The organism is Halobacteriovorax sp. ZH5_bin.2 (assembly GCF_043196375.1).
In the GTDB taxonomy this organism is placed as follows: domain Bacteria; phylum Bdellovibrionota; class Bacteriovoracia; order Bacteriovoracales; family Bacteriovoracaceae; genus Halobacteriovorax_A.
Map to the genome: position 1 here is coordinate 87,397 of NZ_JBEBMJ010000004.1, position 23,477 is coordinate 110,873.

Genomic DNA, 23,477 nt, shown 5'->3' on the forward strand with positions numbered 1-23,477 from the left:
CTCTTATATTTTGAGATTAAATTATTATAATTTTTCATCTACAAGCTACTTGTTAAACCTGCACGTTCTTGGTTAATAACCCTTGGAGTGATGAAAATGACAAGTTCAGTCTTACTCACTTGTGGGTTATATGGAGTTCTAAATAGCCAACCAACAATCGGTACATCTTTTAAGTAAGGCACACCAGAGTGTGATTCAAGTTTCGAATAACTATAGAGTCCACCTAAAACGATAGTTGATCCATTTTCAACCAACACATTTGTCTTTACCTGTCTCTTTGTTTTATCAGGTGGTGCTCCAGCTGCTGGAGAAGTACCAAATTGCTCTTTTGAAAGTTCGACAATTAGATCAATCGCACCATCATTAGCAACCTGAGGAGTAACAGCGAGACTTAACTCTGCAGTCGTTTCTTTAAATGTAATTGTTAGATCCTCACCTGTTCCTTCTCTTTCTTCAAATGAAGTTGTATCTGTTGAAACGATCTCAGCTTTTACATTATGCTTCGTTACGACACGTGGAGATGCAATAATCTTTCCTTTCGACTCACTTTCTAGAAGTTGTAATTGAAAGTTAAGGTCAAATAAGCGACCAAAACGAGAAATTGTTACACCAAGAAGATTTCTTGTCGCTTCACCAGTTGTCGGAGCACTTGAAAAGCTTAAACCAGGTCCTGAAATACTCGTCGTACTTGCCGAGCCTGTTAACTCAGTCGACGTAGGAATTTGTCCAACAGGATCATAGCCAAAGTTTAACCCATTTTGTAGGCCAATTTGCTTTTGATATCCTTCGTTTACTTCAACAATCTTTGATTCAATTAAAACCTGTGGAGTCTGACGATCAAGGATATCAACAATTTTTGCAATCTTCTCTGTCGTCTCTAAGGTATCATTAATAATTAAGTTGTTTGTTCTCTCATCGGCAATAATTGAACCTCTTGCAGGAGTTACATAGTCCTTTAGAAGTGTTGTTAAGTCTTTTGCTTTTGAATATGAAATTGGAAGAATTTTAGTCACTAGAGGTTCCGCAACTTCTTTAATTTGTGTCGCTTCTCTCTCTTTTCTCTTCTCTTCAGTTGCTTGAGCAAGTGTTTTAATTGTTAGGATCGCCCCATTCTTTTCAGCAACAAGTTTATTGATTGATAAAACAGTATCAAGTGCTTGGTCCCATGGAACATTCACAAGATTTAGTGATAAAGGTTTAAGCTCCGCTACATCATTTGTCATGATAACGTTAAATCCAGAAGCATCCGCAATTAAATCAAGAATATCGTTAATCTTCATGTCTTTAACATTTAAAGAAATCTTATTACCAACGTATTTTTTTTGTCCAGAAAGAGTAAGGTTTTCGAGAATATCTTCCATACTCTTAGATTTTGGCTTTAAAAGTCTTTCAGCTTTCTTTTCTTCAACTGCAGACACAACGCTATCTTGCTCTTTTGAACTAGCAAAGGCACCGTAACGATTTTCAAAAATAATGCTCGCTAAATTTCCAGAGGTTTGAATTTTGGAACGTACGTTATCACGTAGTTGTACAACAACTCTAATATCTTGAGAACTTCCAGGTGCTTTGAATGCCGAAACAAATACAACACTTCCAGAAAACTCAGATGTATCAAAGGCCCTTAGAACTCTTTGAGTTGAAACGGTGTTTTCAATATCGATGATGACTTGCTTATCTTTTACAACTTGAAACTTCTTGATCTTGAAGTCATTCTTATCAAAATTAAAATTCAAGTAACTTAAGTCATCTTTTTGTTGAAAATCAATTTTCGTTAAATTTGCAGATAGTGCAAAAAATGAGTATAGAATCGATACTGCTATGACTATTTTTTTCATTTTTACTCTTCCTAAGTAAAATTATTATATTTTTATGATATCACAATTTGAATTTTATAAAAGTATTATGCATTACTCAGATAAAGGAAGTATTGTTTCGAGATACTCTTCTTCATCATATACATTAATAATTTTCTCAACTAATACTACCCCACCAGGTAGAATTGCTTTAACTTCAACTTGATCTGGGCCAATTTTCATCCCTTCTTTAATTATGACAGCTTCTGATAATCCTTCATCATCAATTTGTTTAATTATAGCTCTTGCATCTTTACCTAAGAATATTCCAGTCACTCTTAAGCGATCAATTCTCAAGTGGTCGGTTGTAAGCTTATTTGAAAATCCAGTAAACTTCTCTCTTCTGGCTTTTTTATTACCCATTTTCTTTTTATATTTTACCTTAAATGGGTCACGGATATTACGGCCAGAGCTTAAATCAGACGAAACTTCTCCAAATGAGAGATATGAAAATAAACAGATGAGCATTATTTTGCTAAATTTTATCATTTTCTCTTCCTAGTTCTTTTCTTTGGCGCTGGCTTCTTTTGTTTTTCGCTTAACTGCTGCTCAATTTCTTTAATACCACGTTTTTCTCTATGATTCTGATTATAAATATAACTCTCAATTGTTGCATAGAGATTGATAATCTCGTATCTAGACTTATTCGTTTTTGTAATTTTACTCAGATTAATATCTCTAACATTAAGAATTCGCTCTTGTTTAGAAATATTTTCTAATAATAGTAAAAATTGTAAGTAGGTTCCTTTTCCAGAGAATGTATAAAACTTCGTTATGTAAAACCCATTCTCTTCTTGACCACTTGGATTAATCTGTACATCTTTAATTTTCAGACTCTCACCTAGTTTTTTGATGAGATTAATACTTTCGTTATCACTTATATCTTTAGGTAAGCGTCTTTGTGTTTCTTCCAATTTTTGAGCAACGATTTCAATTTCTTCTTTCTTTTGCTCAACATCTCTCTCATAGTCTTTAAGTATTTTTAGCTCTTTTTTCTTCTTAGCTATTCGACCATTAATCGCATTAAGATCAGACTGTAGAACTTCTCTTTCTGAATCAACTAGATTATAAGCCTCGTATGCCTGAAAGGCTCCCCAAAGAATAAGTAGTAAATATAGCTTATTAATTAATGATAACATTACTAAAGGTCTCCATATGATTGAACTTTCCCTTCAATCGAAAAACTTTGTAACGTTACATTTTCACCATATAATTGGTCCTGTATCTCTTTCAATTCTTTCATTCCAAAGGTCTCTGAACTAAAGCCATTTCTTGGGATGAAATATTCTAGCTCCTTCACATTATTGATGAAGTCCCCAACTGAAGAGAAAGAAATGGACTCCCCTTCAATTTTGATAACTTTCTTATCATCGATAGTCAGCGTATTGAACCAAATATCATCATTTAAAGAACTAGACAGACCTCTAAGAACTTTATAGGGATTTGATTTCTTTGACATTACTTGTGCAACAAGTGCTTCACGACTTTTAAGCTCTTCAATTCGCTTAGTAAATGCATCCATAACTTCTGTTAAAGAGCCATAAGAGTCTACATTTTTTTTAATCTTGTTATAAGTTGTTCTTTGCTGAACAATCTGATCTTGAATATCTTTATTTTGATTTTTAAAAGTTGGAACCAAATAAGATGTCATCGCATAGTACATAGCATAAGCAATCACGAGTGATTTCTTATTCACCTTATTAAGATCAACACCAAGAATAACTGGAAGCTCTATTGGCTTCTTTTTTTCTAATAGGTTAATTTCTATCATTTTGGAAACTCCCTAAGGGCCAATCCAAATGAGACAACACCTTCGTGGGCCATATCATTTAACTCTTCATCATCAAAATCATTTTCATTAAATTCAATTTCATTAAATGGATTTAGTACGTTTACATCAACACCAAATGAAGATCGAATCTCTTCTAATAAATTTGGTAATCGAACAGAGCCGCCTGTAACAGTAATATTTTTTAATGAATCATCTGATGTAGCATTTATATAAAAGTCGTGTGCCTTCTTTAGCTCATTTACTAGGGTTCCATTGATTTCGTTAATAATCATTAAAACATCATCTGGAACACCTCCGCCAGCGGACATCTTTTTCAAGTCCTCTGCCTCTTTGAATGTAACTCCTAACTGCCTTTGAATTTCTTCAGTAATACTGGCACCACCAATAATAATTTCCTTAACAAAAACGGGAATACCTTTCTTAAGAACAATAAATACAGTCGCCTGAGAACCTATATCAATTAACAAAGTAGAAGGAATTAGTACCTTATTAACATCTGTACTTGTTGTAGACTCGAAAACGTCCTCATCGAAATCTTTAGTGATGCTACTTTCGATATCATCATCTTCAGAAGCAAGTTCATAAATATTTGTGATAGCAATTGAACATAAGTCCACGACTTTAACTATTTTGCCCAAGGATTCAATTATTGATTTGAATGACTCGAGAACATCTTTCTTAACTGCACAAACAATAACATCGAGACCTCCCCCCATGTTTTCGCCTATAACATACCAATCAATATTACAGTCCTCTACAGGAAATGGAAGATACTGCTCGGCTTCCCAAATAACTTGATCTTCAAGTTCTTCGTCATCACCACCAGCTAATTGTAACTTTTTAATGACTGTATTTGGGCCAGATAAACCAAGACAAATATATGGTTCAGTCACCTTAGCATATTTGAAGGCTTCCTCTAAAGCTTCTTTGAGAGCGTCTTCATCTTGAATTTCGTCTTCGATAATTGCAGCTTCCGGAAGTGGAACAGATGCATACTTAACTAATTTATAAGTATCATTTTTAGTAATTATTTTAGAGACTTTTACTGAGCTTTGACCGATGTCAACACCAATAAGTTCTTTAGGTACTAAACCTAAACCTTCCCTAATTTTAAATATAACATCCTGTATATCAATATTCTTCTTCATCCGTGACCTATCAAAGTATTATTTTATTATACTCTGCACAGTCCAGTCATTTCAAGAAGTTATTTAAAACAGTAATGCGCCCAGCATCATTCTAAAGACACTTGGAAAGTAGATTTGTATCACTGCAACGATGATTATGAATGGCCCAAAGGCAATTGCCTGATCTCTTTTGATAACCTTAAACATCAATAGCGGTAGCATAAGTAAACTTCCAAAGATGCACGAAAAGAGCATATTGTGAATAATTCCAAGTGGCCCTAGATATATACCTAAGACGCCAAAGAGCTTGATATCTCCACCGCCAAGACCGACGACCCCCTTAATTCTGTAAAATAGGTAAGTAATTAAGTAAGGTACTAAGAATCCTATCAAGCCACCAAGCACCCAGTGTTTCCAATGAAAGAAAAAAACAACATGAATAAAGAAGATCACACCAAGGTATACATTGATAACATCAGGTAAGATTTGGTGTCGAATATCAATAACAAAGTGGACAAGTAAACAACAGGCAACAGTGAAGAAGAATAGATATGATGTTAGGCCATGAAGACTAATATCGTCGCCAAATAACAAGAGAGAAATAGACGCTGTTAAAAACTCTATTACAGGATACTGAAAGCTTATATTTGTTTTACAATTGGCACACTTCCCCCTTAAACCTATGAAGCTGAGAATTGGAATATTGTGAAACCATTTAAGTTGAAACCCACATTTAGGACAGCGAGATCGATCAATAAAGAATTTTTCATTAGTCGGAAGTCTAAGTATTAGAACATTTAAAAAACTTCCAATAAGAGCGCCAAAAATAAATGCATAGATTTTAAATAGAATTATCATTAGCTCAACTCTTTATTTTTGAAAACAAAAGCATTAATGAATGAAAGTACCAAAATATAAGTTACACCATAAAAATAGCTATTCATGATATTTTGACTTGAGACAAGATCAGTATTGAAAACAAAAGGTTTGTAATTAAGTAAGTTTAAGTCCGGCAAAACTGCTTTATAAAGTCTAAGAACAAGTTCTAATCCTTCACGATTTTTTACAAAAGATAAACTAGAGATATGTGTTATGGCATGACCAACAAAGTATATAACGACAGTATTAATAACACTAAGAGCACGTGAAGTTATTAAACTAAAAAAGAGGACTACTAAAAACAAAAGAATTGACTCTAAGATCCCTAAAAACAACGAATTAATAATTACGTTATCTAAAACTCCACCACGAAATAAATAAACAACTAGAGAAGTTCCAAAAATAATAAAGGAGCTTAGAATTAGAATCGAAGAAACTCCCAAAATTTTCCCTAATAAGAATTTAACCCTTGAGATAGGACGAGACAGGGTTATGTAAATAGTTCTTGACTCTATTTCATCTGACAATACATTTACACCTACAAATATTGCCAATATATTTGCGGCCAGAGATGCCCCCCCTAGCCCAAAATCAATTGATATCCTCAAAACATTTCCATAAGAAAATTCTGAGGTGATATAACTTAAGATTAAAATAAAGAGAGCAATCCATAGGGTAAGATAAAGAACTCTACTCTTAACGATATCCTTAAACGTAAATTTTGCAATTGTTAATATATTCTTCATTTATTTAACCGATATACTATTTCTTCTAAAGACGAGCTTTCTCTAATTAATTTCGATATTTTTGCTCCCGACTCAATTAGTTCTAAAACTTTCTTATCTTTAAGTTCTTCTTCCACTAATAATTCGCAATCCCTGATTCCATCATTATACTTTATAACAAACTTACTACTTGTATTCTGAGAAACTAATTCCTTGATTGGACCATTGTAAATAATCTTTCCGCCCTCTAGAACCACAACATCATGACAAACTTCTTCTACATCATTTACAATATGTGAAGAGAAGAAAACGCCAACACCTTCTTCATTCACTTCTTTAATGACGTCTTTAAACTCTTTTCGCCCAATTGGATCTAGTCCTGAAAGAGGCTCATCCAAAATGATAAGACGAGGGTTATGTAGAAGAACAGAAACAAATCCAAGACGTTGCAGCATTCCTTTCGAGTAACCTTTAATTTTTCGATCTAAAGCAAATTTTATTTCTAGCTTCGTCGCCCATTTCTCAATATTCTTTTCAATTGTTTTATTTTCAATCTCTTGTAATTCACCACAGTAAGTTAAGAATTCATAACCTGTTAAATTCTGATAATAGTATGGACGCTCAGGCATATAACCAATAAGCTTCCTTACTTCATCCTCAGTCCAATCAATATCTAATATCTTAATTGAACCTGTATTTGGTTTAATAAACCCAAGTATAATTTTAATTAATGTTGTTTTCCCAGCTCCATTTGCGCCTAAAAAACCAACAATCTTTCCATTACTAAGTTCAAAACTGACATCTTGTAATGCCACGAAATCTTTATTCCAAAAATCTTTCTTAAACGATTTCGATATATTTTCACAAATTAACATAGAAGCCTTTTTATTTTTTTTAATACTAGTATAATCAGATATGCTCATGAAGAAAACACAACTTGCAAATAAATTAATTCCAATGATCCTATTCACATTTCTAGTAGGTGTTAACCACATTCTTTCATTTAAAAAGCCTATTAATCCTGAGTTATTTACTACTTTAAATAGCGACTTCATTAAAATTGTATCATTTGGTAATTATAGATTTATTTCGAGTTACTATTGGACAAAAACACTTCTGGATGCCGACACTGATCATGTAAAAAACAAAGAAAAATCTTGGCTCTACTATAGGTTTAAACTGATAGCTGATCTGGACACAAGGTTTTACGAAAACTATCTCCACGGAGGCATTTATTTATCAATCATTAAAGACGATATCATAGGAGCCGAGATTATTTTTAAAAGAGGTCTAGAAGTTTTTCCTGATGACTACAGACTAATGTACAATGCAGCCTTTAACTACCACTTTCAACTAAAAGACTATAATAACTCTTTAATAATGTATCAAAAGATTAGAAAATCACCATACGCTACAAACTTTGTAATTCTTCCAAGACTTATTGAAGAGGCAAGGAACAAACGAAAAACTAAACAGTCCCATCTTCAACTACTTCAATTACAATTGAATAGAACTAAAGATGAAAAAGAAAGAGAAGTTTTAATTAAGAAAATAGAAGAAATAAAAAAGGCCTCAAATTAATGAGGCCTTCTATCTTTAGAATAAAAATTTAAAGATTAGTAACCTTTATTAATCTCTCTAAGTACCTTGTCTTGATCAATCGCCCACTTACTTGCAGTAGCAGTAGTGATACTATCTGAATCAATATAACCGATTGCACCGGCTACAAAGTAACCACCCTGAGCATCAACACCAGGTGCTGTTTGTGAACCGTCACCCATGTTTGAAACAGCAATAGTAGCAATGTTAGCAACAGTTGTTCTCTGTCCCCCCACTTTCTTAAAGGCGGGTGCACCAAATTCAATATTTTGACAAGTTCCACCGTTATCTCTAACAATCTGGTTTGGTGTAGAGTTAGCTGCACTAAATCCAATTGAATAGTAATTACTTCCACTAGATGGTGTAGCAGTATCCCATGCACCATTTGGAGATACGTAACCAGCATCACCTAAACATGTACCAAATGAATCATAATCAGTTTGGATAGCAGTCATTGCTGAGTAAATTGAAGCTAGTTGAAGCTTCGCTTCAGAAGTTTTCGTTTTCGCTTGGTACTTTTTAAAGTTTGGAATTGCTACAGCAGATAGAATCCCGATGATGGCAACAACAACCATCAGCTCGACCAGGGTAAACCCCTTTGAGTTTCTCAACTCGTTTGTAAATTTCATGTCTTTTCTCCTCGTTAACCTAATTTAGATAGATTAATTAAATAAGCTTAAGAACTTAGCTAAAATTAAGATTTAGCTAGCCTTATAAATACTTTACGGCATATTTAACTTAAATATTAGCCCTTAATAAAATCAACCACTTACCTTAAAACAATAACTAAATTTAACTACAGTTTTGCCACTAAAGTTTGTCAATCAAGGTATTTAGGCACCTGCTGACATAAACATTGGCAAGTAAATTGCAATCATTACAGCACCAATAATTCCACCAAGTACAACAAGAACTAAAGGTTCTAGCATTTTTGTAGCAGCTGTAATTGCATCATTAACTTCATCTTCAAAAACAACAGAAATCTTTGCAAGCATTTGATCAATTGAACCTGTCGACTCACCAACCTTAATCATTTGTGCAACCATCTCAGGAAAATAGTCAATCTTCGTAAGTGGCTCTGTTAAAGTTTTTCCCTCAATAACTTTCTTTCTTACTTCTTTGATATCCCCAGAGATAACACTATTATCAATGGTTTCAACGCAAATTTCTAAAGCATCAATTAAGGCAACACCGGAACCAAGAAGAGTTGCTAATGTTCTTGAAAACTGGGCCAAGCTTCCTTTGATGATAACGGCTCCAAAAGCAGGAATATTCATAGAAAACTTATCAAAAGCAACCTTTCCCTGTGGTGTTTTAACAAAGTAAGTAAGGAAGATCATGGTAGCGATTCCACCTATAATCATTTTCCCAGAATACTCACCAAAGAACTCTGATGTATCAATTACAAACTGAGTGATCCAAGGAAGCTCTTGTCCAGTGTCTGCAAGCATTCCAGTAAACTGAGGAACAACGTATGTAATAAGGCCCCAAACAACAAGTGCACCAATACCAGAAACAATTAGTGGATAACTCATAGCCGATTTAATTTGTTTTTTTATCTTCTCCTGCTTCTCTAAATGTTCTGTTAGTTTCGATAAAATTTCATCGAGAATCCCACCGATCTCTCCGGCCTTAACAAGGTTACAATAGAGATTATCGAAACCTTGCTGTTTACGCATACTTTCAGCAAGAGTATTCCCTTCTGCTACATCAGTTGCGATATTCTTAACAGCATTCTTTAGTGCAGGATTCTTTTCTGACTTATAAATAATTTCAAGTGCCAAAATAATTGGTACACCAGCATTGATCATAATTGATAATTGCTTGGTAAAATTCATCAATTCAGGAGCACCAAAAGCCGAACCAATTCCTTTCTCAATTAACCATGCATTAATATCAAATTCTAAAATTGAAGGTGGAATAATCTTACGTACACGATTACCTTGGGCGCGTAGTCTTTTCTTCGCATCCTTTTCATCGTTGGCCTGGATTTGTCCACTGGCCTTTTTACCGTTTTTATCAAGTCCTTCCCATTTATATAGTGGCATATCTTACTCTATCGCTCCTTAATACCTAATTGTGGGCCCAACTCTTCTGGGTTTGTTGAATATGACATTGCTGTCTCAACATCAATTGCACCAGAATCAACATGTTTTTTAATTGACTGATTCATTGTCGTCATCCCAGTCTGATCCTGCCCAATTTGCATCTGTGAATAAATTTGGTGCATTTTATCTTCACGTATTAAGTTTCTAATGGCCGGTGTTGGTCTTAGAATTTCAAGACAAGCAACTCGTCCTGGTTCATATGTTTTTGGTAATAGCTGTTGTGAAACGACACCTTGTAGAACGAATGATAGCAGTGTACGTACCTGGTCTTGTTGATCTGAAGGGAAAACGTTTACAAGACGGTTGATAGTTTGCACACATGAGTTAGTGTGAAGCGTTCCAAAAACTAAGTGTCCTGTCTCTGCAACAGTTAAAGCAGCTTCAATTGTTTCCACATCCCTCATCTCACCAACGAGAACAATATCAGGGTCCTGTCTTAAAAGCCCTTTTAGAGCATTTTCAAATGAGTGAGTATCTCGGCCAATCTCGCGTTGATTCACAATACTTGTCTTATGTGGATGGACAAATTCGACCGGATCTTCAAGTGTAACAATATGCGCAGGCTCCATTTCATTAAGACGATTTATAAGAGCTGCAAGAGTTGTCGATTTCCCTGAACCTGTTGGCCCCGTTACAAGGAAGAGACCATTTGAAACATCAGTCATTTCCATCAATACATTTGGTAAATTCAGAGCTTTAAAATCAGGAACAGCACTAGGAATTAAACGAAATACCGCTGCAACTCCACCTTTTGAATAGAATATATTGGCCCTAAAACGAGCAAGTCCCTTAATCCCAAAGGCAAGATCGAGCTCTAGATTTTTTTCAAATTCATTCCTTTGTTCTTCAGAAAGTATTTGATAAATAAGCGACTTACTTGAAGAAGCATCAAGTGCTGGAAGTTTTACCCTAACAATATCACCATTAACTCTCATCGCAGGAGCTGTTCCTGGTGTTAAGTGCAAGTCTGAACCACCATTATCAACCATCAACTTAAAAAGCTGTTGGATCTTTAGAGATTCGGCACTTGTGATAGCACCTGTTTTAGTTTCGGTTTTTGTTTTTGTTTGCGTACTATCGCTACTCATCTATTTCACCTATAGAAAATATTATTATAATTTATCAACACTCGAGTTTTTAATTGCTTCAGCTAAAGTTGTGACTCCTTCAGCAACTTTAGTCAGGGCCGACATTCTTAATGTCTTCATCCCATCGGCAATTGCCTGCTTTTTCAAATCATCAGAAGAACAATGTTTTAAAACAAGATCTCTTGCTGCAGGAGTCATTTCTAGAACTTCATAAATTGCAACACGTCCTTTATAACCAGAACCATCACAGAACTCACATCCAGTACCGTGATAAACTTTAAGGTTCTTTGCAGAATTTGGAGTTACACCACATGCAACGATTTGATCTACCGTTACGCTCTCATCAACAGTCTTGCAGTTTTCACAAATCTTTCGACATAGTCTTTGTGCAACAACGACATTTAGGGCCCCTGTTACTAGAAACGGCTCAATTCCCATATTTAACAAACGCGTAACTGTTGAAGGTGCGTCATTCGTGTGAAGAGTTGATAAAACCATGTGACCAGTTAAGGCCGCTTCAATGGCAATCTCACCTACTTCCTGGTCTCGAATCTCCCCAACCATGATAATGTCTGGATCCTGTCTAAGAAACGCCTTAAGAGCTCTAGCAAAGTCCAGCCCAATATCTTTTCTAACGTTTACCTGGTTAATCCCCTCTAAGTTAAATTCACAAGGGTCTTCGGCTGTTGAAATATTTTTTTCAATATTATTAAGTTCTGATAATGCAGAATATAGAGTTGTTGTTTTCCCTGAACCAGTTGGTCCAGTAACAAGACACATCCCATATGGTTGTCTAATACCTTCTAAGAAAACATCAAGTTGTTTCTTTTCAAAGCCTAACTTAGTCATATCTAACTGAAGATTTGATTGGTCTAAAAGTCGCATTACAACTTTTTCACCAAATAAAGTCGGTAATGTAGAAACACGGTAATCAATAGGGTTACCATCAATCTCTAATTTAATACGTCCATCTTGTGGAATTCTTCTTTCAGAGATATCAAGTTGAGAAAGAATTTTCATTCTTGAAACTAACGGTAACAGCATCGATCTTGGAGGTGCAGCATATTCATGGAGAGAACCATCTAATCGAAATCTAATTCTAAAATTATTTTCATAAGGCTCTACGTGAATATCGGACACCTTTTTAATATATGCTTCTGCTAATACTTTATTAACGTACGAGATGATATCTTCACCAATATCCTCTTCTTTAACGTTCTCTTCACCTTGTTCCTGATCACCTCTAACCTCTCTTACTGTTTCAAGGATTTCATCAATTGAGGCTTGAATATTTTGATATAATTTTTTCCAAGCAGACAATGAAGTTAAAACAAATTCTACGTTAGACTGAATTTCTTTTTGTATTTCTGCTCTGATTTCAACAAGTGATGGATCGAATATTGCTAATGATATAGTCCCTGATTGTCTCTTTAGAGGAACAATTCGAAATTTTGTTGCAACACCTTTTTTAACTAATTGTAGTGTTGAGCCCGGTACACGTGTCTCTGATAAATCAACATAGGCGAGGCTACTTTGTTCTGCAACGGCCTTTGCAAATTTAATATCATCAAAGAAATTAAATTTTAAAAGATCTAATTCTGATACAACACCAGGGTTCTTATTTGCAGCTAATGGCACTAAATCTTTTCGTGGTACCATACCGGTTTTTGAAATGACTTCTAAAAATTCTTTTCTTATCACCTTACGTTATCCTAATATTAGTTTCTTTAAATATTGAATACTTAGATACTCTAACTATTTACTATTTATTTACTATTATAACGTAAAGTTCCAAAATTTTTTTGCTTCTACTGCTTGTAGGTAAAGAAGTTCACTTCCGTCTACATAAGTGAGTTTATTACTCAGAAAAGACTGATGATATTCATGAGAATAGTTCATATCCCAAAAAATTGAATTATTTGAAAACACAGAATTGAATTGAAATTGACGTGCACAACAATTGATAATCAATGCTTTATTGAGATTAACAAAGGAATCGTATTTAACAGAGTTCAGATCGCCGTTTTTTCTTCTAGAGAATTGGTGATAATTAATATTTAGCTCTTTAAATAAAACTTTGAACATATTTGTCATTGCGCCATCACCCAGCATAATGATTTCTTTTTGTTCATATGAGTTGTTAAGAATGATTTCTTTAGCGGCCAAATAGTCAGTATTTGTGCCAAAAAATTGTGTCCCATCATATTTAATGCAATTAATTGCACCTATTTCTTTTACACTTTCTTCCAACGAGACATCATTTAGAAAGTGTTTTTTATACGGTGCTGTTATTGAAAGACCTTGAAGATTTGAAAATATCTCTTCCAATTGTGGAATATTTTTTTCATCGTTAATATCCAAAAGACTGTATTCAACTTGGCCATCGAAGAGTTCATTATAGATTTCTGGTGATTTCGAATGTTGAATATTCTTCCCTAGAAGACCCAATTTAAGCATTAAAATATTCTCGCGTCTTTTTTACATCTAACTTAATTTGTTCAATAAGTTCATTTACTGATGAAAATTTCTTTTCATCTCTTAACCTTTTAATAAATGATACCTCTAGTTCATTTCCATAAATATCATTATCAAAGTCTAGGATATGTGTTTCAACGAAAACACTATTTCCATCTGTAAAAGTAGGATTATGACCAATATTTGTTACTGAGTACCAAGTTGATTCACCAAACTTAGTTTTCGTAATATAGACACCATTTTTAGGGTAACGACGATAGCGATCAAGGGCCAAATTAGCTGTAGGAATTCCAATTTGACGGCCACGGCCAGCACCCTTTATAACACGTCCCCTTATAAAATAGTTTCGTCCTAAAAACTTTCCAACACTTTCAACATCACCATTTGCTAGAGACTCACGTACAACTGTACTAGAAACCTTATCACCTTCAACGTCATAAGAGCAAAGTACATTTACTTCTGTTGATTTTGATGAACAAAAGCTTTTAACAAATTCATGATTTCCTTTCTTTTGCGCACCAAAGGCAAAATCATGACCAAGATAAATTCTTTTCGGTTCAATATGATTGAAAATATATTCATTTAAGAATACTTCAGGTTCTTTCATCGAAAGATCACGATTAAATTCGATCTCTAATAGGTAATCAATATTTTGATGAGAAAGAAGCTCTCTTCTTTCTTCATAACTATTAATTAAGTAGTGCTCTTTTGGATTTAGAATCTCTATAGGATGTGGAGTAAATGTTATAACAACGAGCTTTAATCCATCATCATGGCATTCATTATATATTTGATTAATAATTTTCTGATGGCCACGATGAACACCATCAAAGTTACCAATAGTAACTGCAAAATTATCACATTCTATTTCGTTTAAGCTTTTAATTATTTTCATAGTCTGCTCTAGCTAGTTCTTGCCAGTATTCTTTCTTATACTTAAGAGGTAACTTAGCGCCTTTATACTCATTTTTTCCAGCGTTATCGACAAGGTCGAAAAAGTATTTTCTAGCTTCATCTGAAACCTTCATCCCCTTAATACGATCATTTAAGCTATCACCGTGTACACTTGGTGTAAATATTGTGATGTGATGAAAAATATTTGAATAATTAAATTCGTTTTTAAGGTTTTTAAAAGGGTCTCTATCAAAGAGTCGGATATAAGGAACCCCCGTAATTATTAGAATTAAAACAATGATTCCCACTAGCGTATAATTAATAATATCCCACAGGTTTCTTTTGCTAGAGGCAACAAATACTGGCGCCATAATATTCTCTGCAAGAATCGTTTTCTGTACAGTAGGTGCAACAACCTGATTATTTTTAACAACTTCTTTTGTCTCACTAGATGCGATATTTGATGCCGCACTACCAGAACCAATAATCACAAGTGGATCAACAACTAGCTCCGTCGTTTCAAACTGTCCTGTAACTGGATTGAATGTCGATAATTCAATCTTTCTTTGAGAAACAAACTCTGCTCTTTTTGCCAAGAATGTATAATCAAATACTTTATTTTTAATTAGTGGAGTTTGTTCAACCATTTCCGCTCTTGTTTCAAAAACTTCGAACGCGTCAGAATTAATTAAAGCAGGTGCATCAAATTTCTCAAGTGCTCCATCACCACGAACTTCTAAACGGGCCTCTAACACATCGTTGACAACAATTTTACTTTTATTAAGACTTAAATTGAAAGTGTGTTTACCAACAAGTCCAGTAAAAGACTTAGGCATATTCTCCATAGGAATCTGAAGGGACTTTATTTTAACACGATCACTTCTAATCGTTTTCGACTTATAAGTTGCAGAACTAAATGAAAATGACATCCCAAAGGCATTTCCCTGTCTGTTTTTATAATCAGGGTGTTGAAAACGAACTTCGATAGGATCGATCGAAAGGTTCCCAGGTTTTTCAGGGTAAAGAACACTTTTATAAACAGGTATACGTTTATAAACGTCTCCTTGAACACTTACTCTCTCAACATTGGTACGAGGTAACTCAAAACGTTTTAAAAAATTCTTTTGTACCGGAAATTTTACAAATTCAGGGTTAGTTATTTCACCCTTAAAGTATACATAGTAGACAAGATCAATCTTCTCTCCAACATATGCCTGTGTTTTATCTACTTCAGCACGTATAAAATAATCTTGAAGCCTTGCCCTTTGACTTAGAATACGAATAGATAAAGAACGGTGTTTGACAACTTCATTTCCAAAATCAACTTTAATATCTCGAACTACAGCACTTCCCTTTTTTAATGCTCTAAGTTCATAGACATAATTATAGACTTTTTTCTGAATCATTTTCCCGCCAGCAAAATATCCTTTTACCATCAGTCGACTAGCATCATTTGTATTGTCAGAGACTATTTCAGCATTGTTAAGTTTGAAGCTTACATAAGGTTCTGTTTCTCCCTGATATTCAAAATTGATTATTAATTTGAACGAATCCTCTAACGCGACTTCAGATGAGCTTACTTTTGCAGTTATCGTTTGTGCGAAAGAAGAAAATGTTAATAGAATTAAAATTATATACTTAAACATTACCAATCCTTACGATTATTATTTCCATCTGAAGTTGTATCGATAAATTTCTTCTGCAGTTGCGAATCATCATTCATAATCTGCTTAAAGACGCCATTCGCTTTCCTCATGCGCTTTTTCTTTTTGGCCTGATCTTCAAGATCTTTCCATTGTTGTTGCTGAGTTTTTTGCTTTTTCTTATTCTTATCATCTTTATCATTTTCGTTTTCAGACTGACTTTGGTCTTTCTTTTCATTACCTTTATCAGATTTTTTTTGATCTTTTTTATTATCTTCTTGGCCCTTCTGCCCTTGATCTTGTTTACCATCTTTCTTTTGCTGTTGTTGGTCCTGTTTCTTATTGTCTTTGTTATCCTTATTTTCTTTATTTTCTTTATTGTCTTTATTTTCTTCTTGTTTCTTCTTATCTTGTTCTTGCTTTTTCTTATCCTGCTTTTGCTTTTGAAGAGCAAATTTAATTTGCTTTTTGATTGCATTTGAAAGATCTTCATTGTCTGCATTTTGTTCCAAGATATATTTATAAAGATTAACAGAATCGACAAATTGATTATTTTTTAATAGAGCTGTTGCATAATTAAAAAGGTCTGTTGGTTCCTCATCTTCATAATTATTCAGTGTTTCATTATAGATATCTGCAGCTTGCTTTTGTCCATCTTTCTGTTTTAAGAAAAGTTCTGCCAATTTTAACTTCTCAGCTTTTGAAATATTTCCTGCTCTCATTTTATCAACTAGCATTTCTTGCATTGGATCGACCTCTACTTCTTCTTGAGCATAATTATTGCCAGATGGAACAATAAACAAAGAAATTAGAATTAGCATGGTAATCGGCTTAAATGTTTTAAAACGACCAAAGAACACAGATAGAATATAGAAGATAATGCTTGTAACAATTAACCAATATCCTAAAACAGGCCTAGATCTCAATGTCCCCTTAGTGAAAGAATTTAAATGAATATCTTTAAAGAACCCTAGAATCTCTTGTGTTGGTAAGCTATAGGACTCCACAAACCATACTTTGGCGTACTTAGATTTCTTAACTAGATTCTCAAAAAAATGTTTATTCAATTTAGAAATAATCTCAACGCCATTAAACTTTTTATAACCAAAGAAGTTACCACGCTTTCCACGCATAGGTATTTTTCCTCCTTCCTCAGTTCCGACTCCAACAATTGCCAAGCTAATTTCATTAGGAATATCAACTTCAACATTAGAGTGTTCTTCTCCATCTGTGATTAAAAGAATATTTCCCTTTGTAAAACCATCACTTGTCTTAAAGAATTGGAATGCTTCCTTTAATGCGAGACTCACATTTGATCCACCTTCAGGAGCAGCACTTAACATTGTCCCTAAGCGAGACTCTAGAATATCGACATCATCTGTAAATGGTACGATTTTACGTTGTATATCTGAGAAAATACTTAAGGCAACTTGATGGCCATAAGCATTTTTAACAAAGTGCTTTGCAATAATAGCAGCTTTTGAAATGCGATTAGGTCTAATGTCTTCAACCAGCATACTTAATGAATTATCAATTAAAATTAAAGTTCGCTGGTTAGGAATATTTGATTCAACAAGCTCTTCGGGACCACGAAGGTCACCAAGAGAAAGCGCAAAACCAAAGAAGGCCAAGGTATAGCACAACATCGACATTTTACTGACTGGTCTAGAATTAAAATTCCAAACCTGTTTAACTATTTTAAAAAAACGCTTTCTTAGCAAGTACAAAAGAGAGATAAATATAGCAACCGCTACAATAGAAATGATCAATAGCTTTGTATTAACAAAATCCATTATGCAACTTCCCTTAAGTATAGACGACGTGTTCCTTCAACCAACATCAAAAGTAAAACACCTGCGAGTAAAAACTTATAATAATCTTCTTGATAAATAATACGCCCTTTGATCTCAAGTCCCTTTCTTTCAAGTTTATTAATTTCTGAAAGAACTTCATTCAAAGAGTCATTATCTGAGGCAACAAAATCCTTACCTCCTGATAGTTCTGCAATCTTTTGAAGAGTTTCAAAGTCCATACTTGCACCAGGCATATTTTGATATCTTTTTCTTCCAAAAGCATCTCGTCCAATCGGCAACTTTGCATCTGGGTCACCACCTATACCAATCGTATAGATCTTTATCCCTAATTCTTTAGCTTTCTCAGCGGCTTGCATAGGTGACATTAGACCAGCATTTGCGCTACCATCAGTTAGTAAAATTATTGATTTATTCTCAGCAACACTAGTTTCTGATCTAGCAAGGGCAAGCCCAAGAGCATCACCAATATTTGTTCCCGATCCTAAAAATCCAATATTAATTTGTTCAACTGATTGTTCTACTAGTTTCAAGTCTGTTGTTACTGGAATTAGCGTGAATACCTTATCTCCAAACATGATGATACCTATTCGATCGACAGGAGATAGCTCTACAAATTTTCTTATTTGGCTTTTCGCAGCTTCTAATCGATTGGGAGGAAAATCCTCTGCTAGCATCGATCTAGAAACATCAACAACAAAATAAATGTCATTAATCTCTTTTTTTACATTACTTTTACCCATCGGAGTCTTTGGGCCCATTAAAGCGAAGCTGATAAGCGCCCATGATACAAGAGAGGCAAGAAATAAAATTCCTCTTAAAAATGATGGCCTAGATTTTAGGCTATAGCGTGGAGGAAGGATTAATTCCCCTTTTTTAAAGATTGCAAAAAAATCGATGCACCAAAATAGAAAGCCTATAATACCTACGATAAATAAATATTTATTGTGAAATATATAATTACTTAACAATGATATTCTCCTTTGCACGATTATGGAGATCAGAAATTGTTAAATCATCTTCATGAGTCCAATTCTTCTTATATTGAAGCTCATTTATCTTATTTAAGTAATCTTTTAAAATTTTCCTATCTTCAAATAACTCTTCAAAACTTAGTTTTTCAGAATATATATTCTCGTGTTTTTCACGAGTATCAGCATCCCTAAATAAATCAATCTTATCGGCCCAAGCCTTTTTTATTCTTTGCTTTTTATTGTATACTTGAAACCCATAAAACGAAATTAGTACAAGGGCCAGTAGAACTAATACATATAAGACATAATCGACAATCGACTTATCTTTTTCTAATTTCTTATCAAATACGATAAAGTCTTGTTGTTCAACTGCAGTATCTTGAAAGTTAATACCAGAAAATGAAACGCCAAGGGCCATACCGCGATAATCCCATATTTTTGGAAAGGAACTCTTTGGTGTTGCAACTAAAACACCACTAGCTTCTACGATATAGTATTGCGGATTTGTTTTTAAAAAATATTGTTTATTAATTTTTGATATCTTAACAATGTCGGCAAAGTCACGTGACATTAAATTATTCTTAATATCTTCATCAATCACATCTGTAATAGGATAAATTGTAAGTTTAAAATCGTGAATTTCACCAACACTCCAAACTTTCTCATCACCTTCAAGACTCAGCTCTATTTTTGTATCAAGAGCACTAGTGTTTACAGTGATAGACATTAGAATGATTACAAGAAATGAATAAAAGAAATGTAACCTCATTATAACATCTCCTTAACAAAATCTTCCAAGTAGCGATCTCCGACATTAATGTCTTTTAATCTAAATCCATAATTTAGTGGTTCGACTTTTCCTTTAAGTTTGGCATCAACTTTTCCGCTTCCTTTCCCTGCAATACGTCCAATCACAGAGAAACGAAACTCATTTGAAGTATCGAGAGGGCAAAGTAATCTAAAAGCATGTACATGTTTTCGTGCTGTAAGTCTTTTTAAAGTTTCTGGTGATAAGAATTCATAGAAATCACTAAGGATAACAACTTCTCTTTTCTTATAAAACTCTCTTACTAACTCAGCATCAAACTTTTCAAAATTACGCTCTTTTTGAGATACAAGATATTCCGTGTCAATTTCTCCGGCCTTATTTATAACGCTAGACTTTCTTAGTGCATCAACAAATGCGACAAGACCTGCTTCACCTCTCTTCTTTTGAACTCTTACAACTCGATCATTCAAACAGATAATTGTTTCTATATAGTCGTGAGTTTTCTCAGATAGTAAATAAAGCAACGAGATAATCTCAAAGGCAGCTGCTAGTTTTGACTTACCATTGTGCCCAATAACCATGCCAGGGCTACAATCAAGCAAGATAGTAATCTCAACATTCCTTTCTTCTTCGAATGTTTTGATATATGGAGTATTCGTTTTAGCAACCATTTTCCAGTCAATAAAACGAACGTCATCACCATGAACATACACCTGATGTTCCTTAAACTTTAACCCCGTACCTCTAAAGTGAGATTTAAGCATGCCAATAGAAAATGAGTTCGCTCTTTTGAACAAACTATTTTTCATATTTTGAACAATTTGATGTACTTCAAGTGTTTTCATATTAAATCATTTTCTGAGCAATCTTAACTGCTAAGTCCCTTGGGTTTAATCCATCAATAGATGCCTCATAAGTTAAAATAATTCTGTGCCCTAAAACAGAAGCAACAACTTTCATTACATCATCTGGTGTGACATAATCACGTTGCGCCATAAATGCGTTAAAACGTCCTAACTTCTGTAACCAAATAGCAGCACGAGGTGAAGCCCCCGCTTGCACAAGTCCTTTAAAATCTGGAGAAAAGTGTTTATCACCAGGTCTTGTTGCTCTTACTATCTTAATAATTAAATCCTTCATCTTATCATCGACATAAACCTTATCAATCTCTTGGCGAATTGAAAGAATATCATCTGTTGAAAGAATAGAGCTTAAGTCTTGTTTAATACTTTCTAAATCAAGAATTGACTTCTCTGCTTCAAAATCGGGATAATTAACACTTACTTTCATCATAAATCGATCTAGCTGAGCTTCTGGAAGCGGGTAAGTTCCTTCCTGCTCAATAGGGTTTTGTGTTGCAAGTACAACAAATGGACTCGATAACTTATGCGTAGAATCACCAATCGTTACTTGCTTTTCGGCCATGGCCTCTAATAGTGCAGATTGTACCTTAGCTGGTGATCTGTTTATTTCATCGGCAAGTAAAAGTTGTGTAAAGATTGGTCCAAACTTCGTAGAAAATTCTTCTTTTTGTTGTGAATATACCATTGTACCGACTAGGTCAGAAGGAAGTAGGTCAGGCGTAAACTGAACCCTTTTGAATGTTAAATCACAAAGCTTACTCATTGTTGATACAGATAATGTTTTACCTAAACCAGGCATACCTTCAATAAGAAGATGTCCTTCACAGACTAATGCCGCAATAATACTATCAAGCATTTCATCTTGACCGTATACTATTCTCTTTGCCCTATCTAAAACACTATTAACCTTCTGTCTTGAATTATCAGTCATTTCTTTCCACCTTATAAGCTAAATATTTTATATAATTTGATTTTGAGTCAAGTCGACTAATAGGATGATCTAGTCCCTGGATACCTGTATCAATTAACCTAATTGAAAGATTATTCTTTTGAGCACTTCTAGCAACACATTGATCTAACTCATTCATTGAGATATTTTGTGTGCATGATGCTGCCGCTAGAATTCCACCCTTATTAATCATTTTAAAAATACGAGTATATAATTTTTCATATCCACTAATAGCGGCTTTCTTATCTTTATAACTTTTACTAAATGCAGGAGGATCGCATACGATCACATCATAACTAAGTCCTTCACTTACTTTTTCATCTAAAAACTTAAAGACATCCTGACGTGTGAAACTACCGCGGTTGCTAAAGTTATTGAGTTCAACGTGATTACTAACCACATCTGCCATATTTGCTTGGTCAACAAACTCAACCTGCTCTACACCTGCACGTAAAAGGTGAAGTCCCCACGACCCCACATACGTAAAAAGATCAAGCCCTGTTTTATAGCTTTGCCCTGTTCTCTTGATTAGCTCTTCAAATTTTCTTCTGTTTTCGCGGTGATCGTAATAATATCCCACCTTTTGCATCATCTCTCTTTTGATCTGATACTTAAAACCGGTTTCTTCAATTTCTATTAGTTCAGGTAATTCATCACTTTCAAAAACAGGAAGTTCTTCAATGTCGCGATACTTCTTATTATCCAGAAGTATTACTTCCTTATCGAGAAGCTTTTGCAAATGTGCTTTTATTTCATTTCGATAAGTGTCCATTCCTGCTGTGTTAATTTGTAGAATGACACAGTTTCTGTAACCATCCACAATTAGCCCAGGAAGTCCGTCTTCATCACCATAAACTAAACGAGCATCTTGCCCATAACCTATTTCAGACCGATAGCTTATTGCATCTTCAATAGATTTTGCTACATACTCCCAAGGCTCTAGCGATGATTTAAATATTGCGATATTCTTTTTTCGTGTTGAATTTGGATTAACAAATCCAATATACTTATTCTTCAAGTGACTAAAGCGACACCATTCACCAGGACGATGTGAACGGAGAGAGTCTTCAATGTCATTTTCAGATAAATGAATAACTTTACTTTCAAAGTGAAGTCTAACTTTTTTATTAATTTCTATTTGTCTCATTTATAGGCCTATAATCTTTTTAGCTTGCCCAGTATTGATTTGATAATTTTGAATTTTCAAATCTAGTTTACCTAGCTCAACCTTCTTATCCCCTGTCACAACATATGACACTGCTTTGATATTACTTGGTAATCCGAAAGTTCCAAATTTATCATACTCGATCTCAATCTCTTTAATTACTGAAGAAGCTCCTCTTCCCTCTGAGATAGAGATCTGAGAGATCACACTCTTTCCTTTTGCCCATGATTTCTTAGAGTAAGAAAATGATGTTTTTGTATGCAATTGTGGACTACTCGATTTGATCTCTTTAATTTGTCCACTCGAATATAGCTCAATACTTAAATCAAGTAACTCCGCTTTATCTTTAACTCTAATAAAGCGACTATTATTTTTTGGATCTTTCTTAAATGCACTCTGTTCAAGAGGTGTTGTTAAATTTTTCGCTAACACTAATTCGACATAAGGCTTAACTTTTGCAATTAACGTTTGCTTAAGTAAATCAAAACCTTTCTCGGGTAGCCCCTCTACTCTGATTCTAATATTATTCGGATACACCCAGTAGACTCGATAATAAATATCATCGGGTTCTAAGGCCGTATTTGACCTTACGTATTTTTCTAAGTTTGGCTCTCGAATATCAAAGAATAAGTCCTGTATCTGTCCCTCTAATGGAGTATACGTTCTTAACTTGTGATCGTTAAAGATACTACTATTGTTAGAAAAAACTGATGAAACAGAAAGTAATAAAACAACAATTAGAGATAAGTTAAATTTCAGCATA

At 34.2% G+C, this 23,477-nt stretch carries 23 protein-coding genes; 1 reads left to right on the forward strand and 22 read right to left on the reverse strand.

The window, feature by feature from the left end; genetic code table 11:
• Nucleotides 1–38 precede the first annotated feature (38 nt).
• The 8 genes from pilQ to ABMA76_RS11290 form a co-directional block, all read right to left on the reverse strand.
• Nucleotides 39–1,835 (reverse strand): type IV pilus secretin PilQ, encoded by a 1,797-nt coding sequence (gene pilQ, locus ABMA76_RS11255; RefSeq protein WP_392911059.1) that lies wholly within the window; start codon nucleotides 1,833–1,835, stop codon nucleotides 39–41.
• Between the two features lie 72 nt (nucleotides 1,836–1,907).
• Nucleotides 1,908–2,342 (reverse strand): hypothetical protein, encoded by a 435-nt coding sequence (locus tag ABMA76_RS11260; protein ID WP_392911057.1) that lies wholly within the window; start codon nucleotides 2,340–2,342, stop codon nucleotides 1,908–1,910.
• Nucleotides 2,339–2,992, reverse strand: a complete 654-nt coding sequence (gene pilO / locus ABMA76_RS11265) for a type 4a pilus biogenesis protein PilO (RefSeq protein WP_392911055.1) — start codon at nucleotides 2,990–2,992, stop codon at nucleotides 2,339–2,341. Before pilO ends, ABMA76_RS11260 begins: the two co-directional genes overlap by 4 nt.
• A 2-nt stretch (nucleotides 2,993–2,994) precedes the next feature.
• On the reverse strand, nucleotides 2,995–3,624 hold the full coding sequence (locus ABMA76_RS11270) for a PilN domain-containing protein (RefSeq protein ID WP_392911053.1): 630 nt from the start codon (nucleotides 3,622–3,624) through the stop codon (nucleotides 2,995–2,997).
• Nucleotides 3,621–4,793, reverse strand: coding sequence for a type IV pilus assembly protein PilM (gene pilM / locus ABMA76_RS11275; protein ID WP_392911051.1), 1,173 nt, complete (start codon nucleotides 4,791–4,793; stop codon nucleotides 3,621–3,623). The genes ABMA76_RS11270 and pilM overlap by 4 nt, the downstream gene beginning before the upstream one ends.
• A gap of 63 nt (nucleotides 4,794–4,856) precedes the next feature.
• Entirely contained in the window at nucleotides 4,857–5,630 is a 774-nt protein-coding gene (locus tag ABMA76_RS11280; protein WP_393061622.1) for a prepilin peptidase, read from the reverse strand.
• Nucleotides 5,630–6,397, reverse strand: a complete 768-nt coding sequence (locus ABMA76_RS11285) for an ABC transporter permease (protein WP_393061624.1) — start codon at nucleotides 6,395–6,397, stop codon at nucleotides 5,630–5,632. The genes ABMA76_RS11280 and ABMA76_RS11285 overlap by 1 nt, the downstream gene beginning before the upstream one ends.
• Entirely contained in the window at nucleotides 6,394–7,251 is an 858-nt protein-coding gene (locus ABMA76_RS11290; protein WP_392911045.1) for an ABC transporter ATP-binding protein, read from the reverse strand. Before ABMA76_RS11290 ends, ABMA76_RS11285 begins: the two co-directional genes overlap by 4 nt.
• Before the next feature lie 46 nt (nucleotides 7,252–7,297).
• Here ABMA76_RS11290 and ABMA76_RS11295 point away from each other — a divergent pair, with 46 nt between their 5' ends.
• A complete protein-coding gene (locus ABMA76_RS11295; protein ID WP_392911043.1) occupies nucleotides 7,298–7,957 on the forward strand; it encodes a hypothetical protein in 660 nt (219 codons plus the stop codon).
• Nucleotides 7,958–7,992: 35 nt separating this feature from the next.
• Here the strand turns inward: ABMA76_RS11295 and ABMA76_RS11300 are convergent, their stop codons facing one another.
• From ABMA76_RS11300 to ABMA76_RS11365, 14 genes are all read right to left on the reverse strand, one after another.
• Entirely contained in the window at nucleotides 7,993–8,604 is a 612-nt protein-coding gene (locus ABMA76_RS11300; protein WP_392911041.1) for a type IV pilin protein, read from the reverse strand.
• 204 nt (nucleotides 8,605–8,808) lie between these two features.
• Nucleotides 8,809–10,023 carry a type II secretion system F family protein gene (locus ABMA76_RS11305; protein ID WP_392911039.1) on the reverse strand — a complete coding sequence of 405 codons (1,215 nt, stop codon included), beginning with the start codon at nucleotides 10,021–10,023 and terminating at the stop codon, nucleotides 8,809–8,811.
• Between the two features lie 8 nt (nucleotides 10,024–10,031).
• Nucleotides 10,032–11,171 carry a type IV pilus twitching motility protein PilT gene (locus ABMA76_RS11310; RefSeq protein WP_392911037.1) on the reverse strand — a complete coding sequence of 380 codons (1,140 nt, stop codon included), beginning with the start codon at nucleotides 11,169–11,171 and terminating at the stop codon, nucleotides 10,032–10,034.
• 24 nt (nucleotides 11,172–11,195) lie between these two features.
• Complete coding sequence (locus ABMA76_RS11315) at nucleotides 11,196–12,872, reverse strand: GspE/PulE family protein (RefSeq protein WP_392911035.1); 1,677 nt, start codon at nucleotides 12,870–12,872, stop codon at nucleotides 11,196–11,198.
• A gap of 75 nt (nucleotides 12,873–12,947) precedes the next feature.
• On the reverse strand, nucleotides 12,948–13,628 hold the full coding sequence (locus ABMA76_RS11320; RefSeq protein ID WP_392911033.1) for a hypothetical protein: 681 nt from the start codon (nucleotides 13,626–13,628) through the stop codon (nucleotides 12,948–12,950).
• Nucleotides 13,621–14,541, reverse strand: a complete 921-nt coding sequence (locus ABMA76_RS11325) for a bifunctional riboflavin kinase/FAD synthetase (protein WP_392911031.1) — start codon at nucleotides 14,539–14,541, stop codon at nucleotides 13,621–13,623. The genes ABMA76_RS11320 and ABMA76_RS11325 overlap by 8 nt, the downstream gene beginning before the upstream one ends.
• The gene (locus ABMA76_RS11330) at nucleotides 14,528–16,186 is read right to left on the reverse strand and encodes a hypothetical protein (RefSeq protein ID WP_392911029.1); all 1,659 of its coding nucleotides are present in this window, start codon (nucleotides 16,184–16,186) and stop codon (nucleotides 14,528–14,530) included. The genes ABMA76_RS11325 and ABMA76_RS11330 overlap by 14 nt, the downstream gene beginning before the upstream one ends.
• Nucleotides 16,186–17,976, reverse strand: a complete 1,791-nt coding sequence (locus ABMA76_RS11335) for a VWA domain-containing protein (RefSeq protein WP_393061626.1) — start codon at nucleotides 17,974–17,976, stop codon at nucleotides 16,186–16,188. Before ABMA76_RS11335 ends, ABMA76_RS11330 begins: the two co-directional genes overlap by 1 nt.
• A complete protein-coding gene (locus tag ABMA76_RS11340) occupies nucleotides 17,976–18,737 on the reverse strand; it encodes a VWA domain-containing protein (RefSeq protein WP_392911025.1) in 762 nt (253 codons plus the stop codon). The genes ABMA76_RS11335 and ABMA76_RS11340 overlap by 1 nt, the downstream gene beginning before the upstream one ends.
• A gap of 217 nt (nucleotides 18,738–18,954) precedes the next feature.
• Nucleotides 18,955–19,737, reverse strand: a complete 783-nt coding sequence (locus tag ABMA76_RS11345) for a hypothetical protein (protein WP_393061628.1) — start codon at nucleotides 19,735–19,737, stop codon at nucleotides 18,955–18,957.
• Complete coding sequence (locus ABMA76_RS11350) at nucleotides 19,737–20,582, reverse strand: DUF58 domain-containing protein (RefSeq protein WP_392911021.1); 846 nt, start codon at nucleotides 20,580–20,582, stop codon at nucleotides 19,737–19,739. The genes ABMA76_RS11345 and ABMA76_RS11350 overlap by 1 nt, the downstream gene beginning before the upstream one ends.
• 1 nt (nucleotide 20,583) lies before the next feature.
• Nucleotides 20,584–21,531, reverse strand: a complete 948-nt coding sequence (locus ABMA76_RS11355) for an AAA family ATPase (protein WP_392911019.1) — start codon at nucleotides 21,529–21,531, stop codon at nucleotides 20,584–20,586.
• The gene (locus ABMA76_RS11360) at nucleotides 21,524–22,696 is read right to left on the reverse strand and encodes a class I SAM-dependent rRNA methyltransferase (RefSeq protein WP_392911017.1); all 1,173 of its coding nucleotides are present in this window, start codon (nucleotides 22,694–22,696) and stop codon (nucleotides 21,524–21,526) included. Before ABMA76_RS11360 ends, ABMA76_RS11355 begins: the two co-directional genes overlap by 8 nt.
• Complete coding sequence (locus tag ABMA76_RS11365; protein WP_392911015.1) at nucleotides 22,697–23,476, reverse strand: hypothetical protein; 780 nt, start codon at nucleotides 23,474–23,476, stop codon at nucleotides 22,697–22,699.
• Nucleotide 23,477 lies beyond the last annotated feature (1 nt).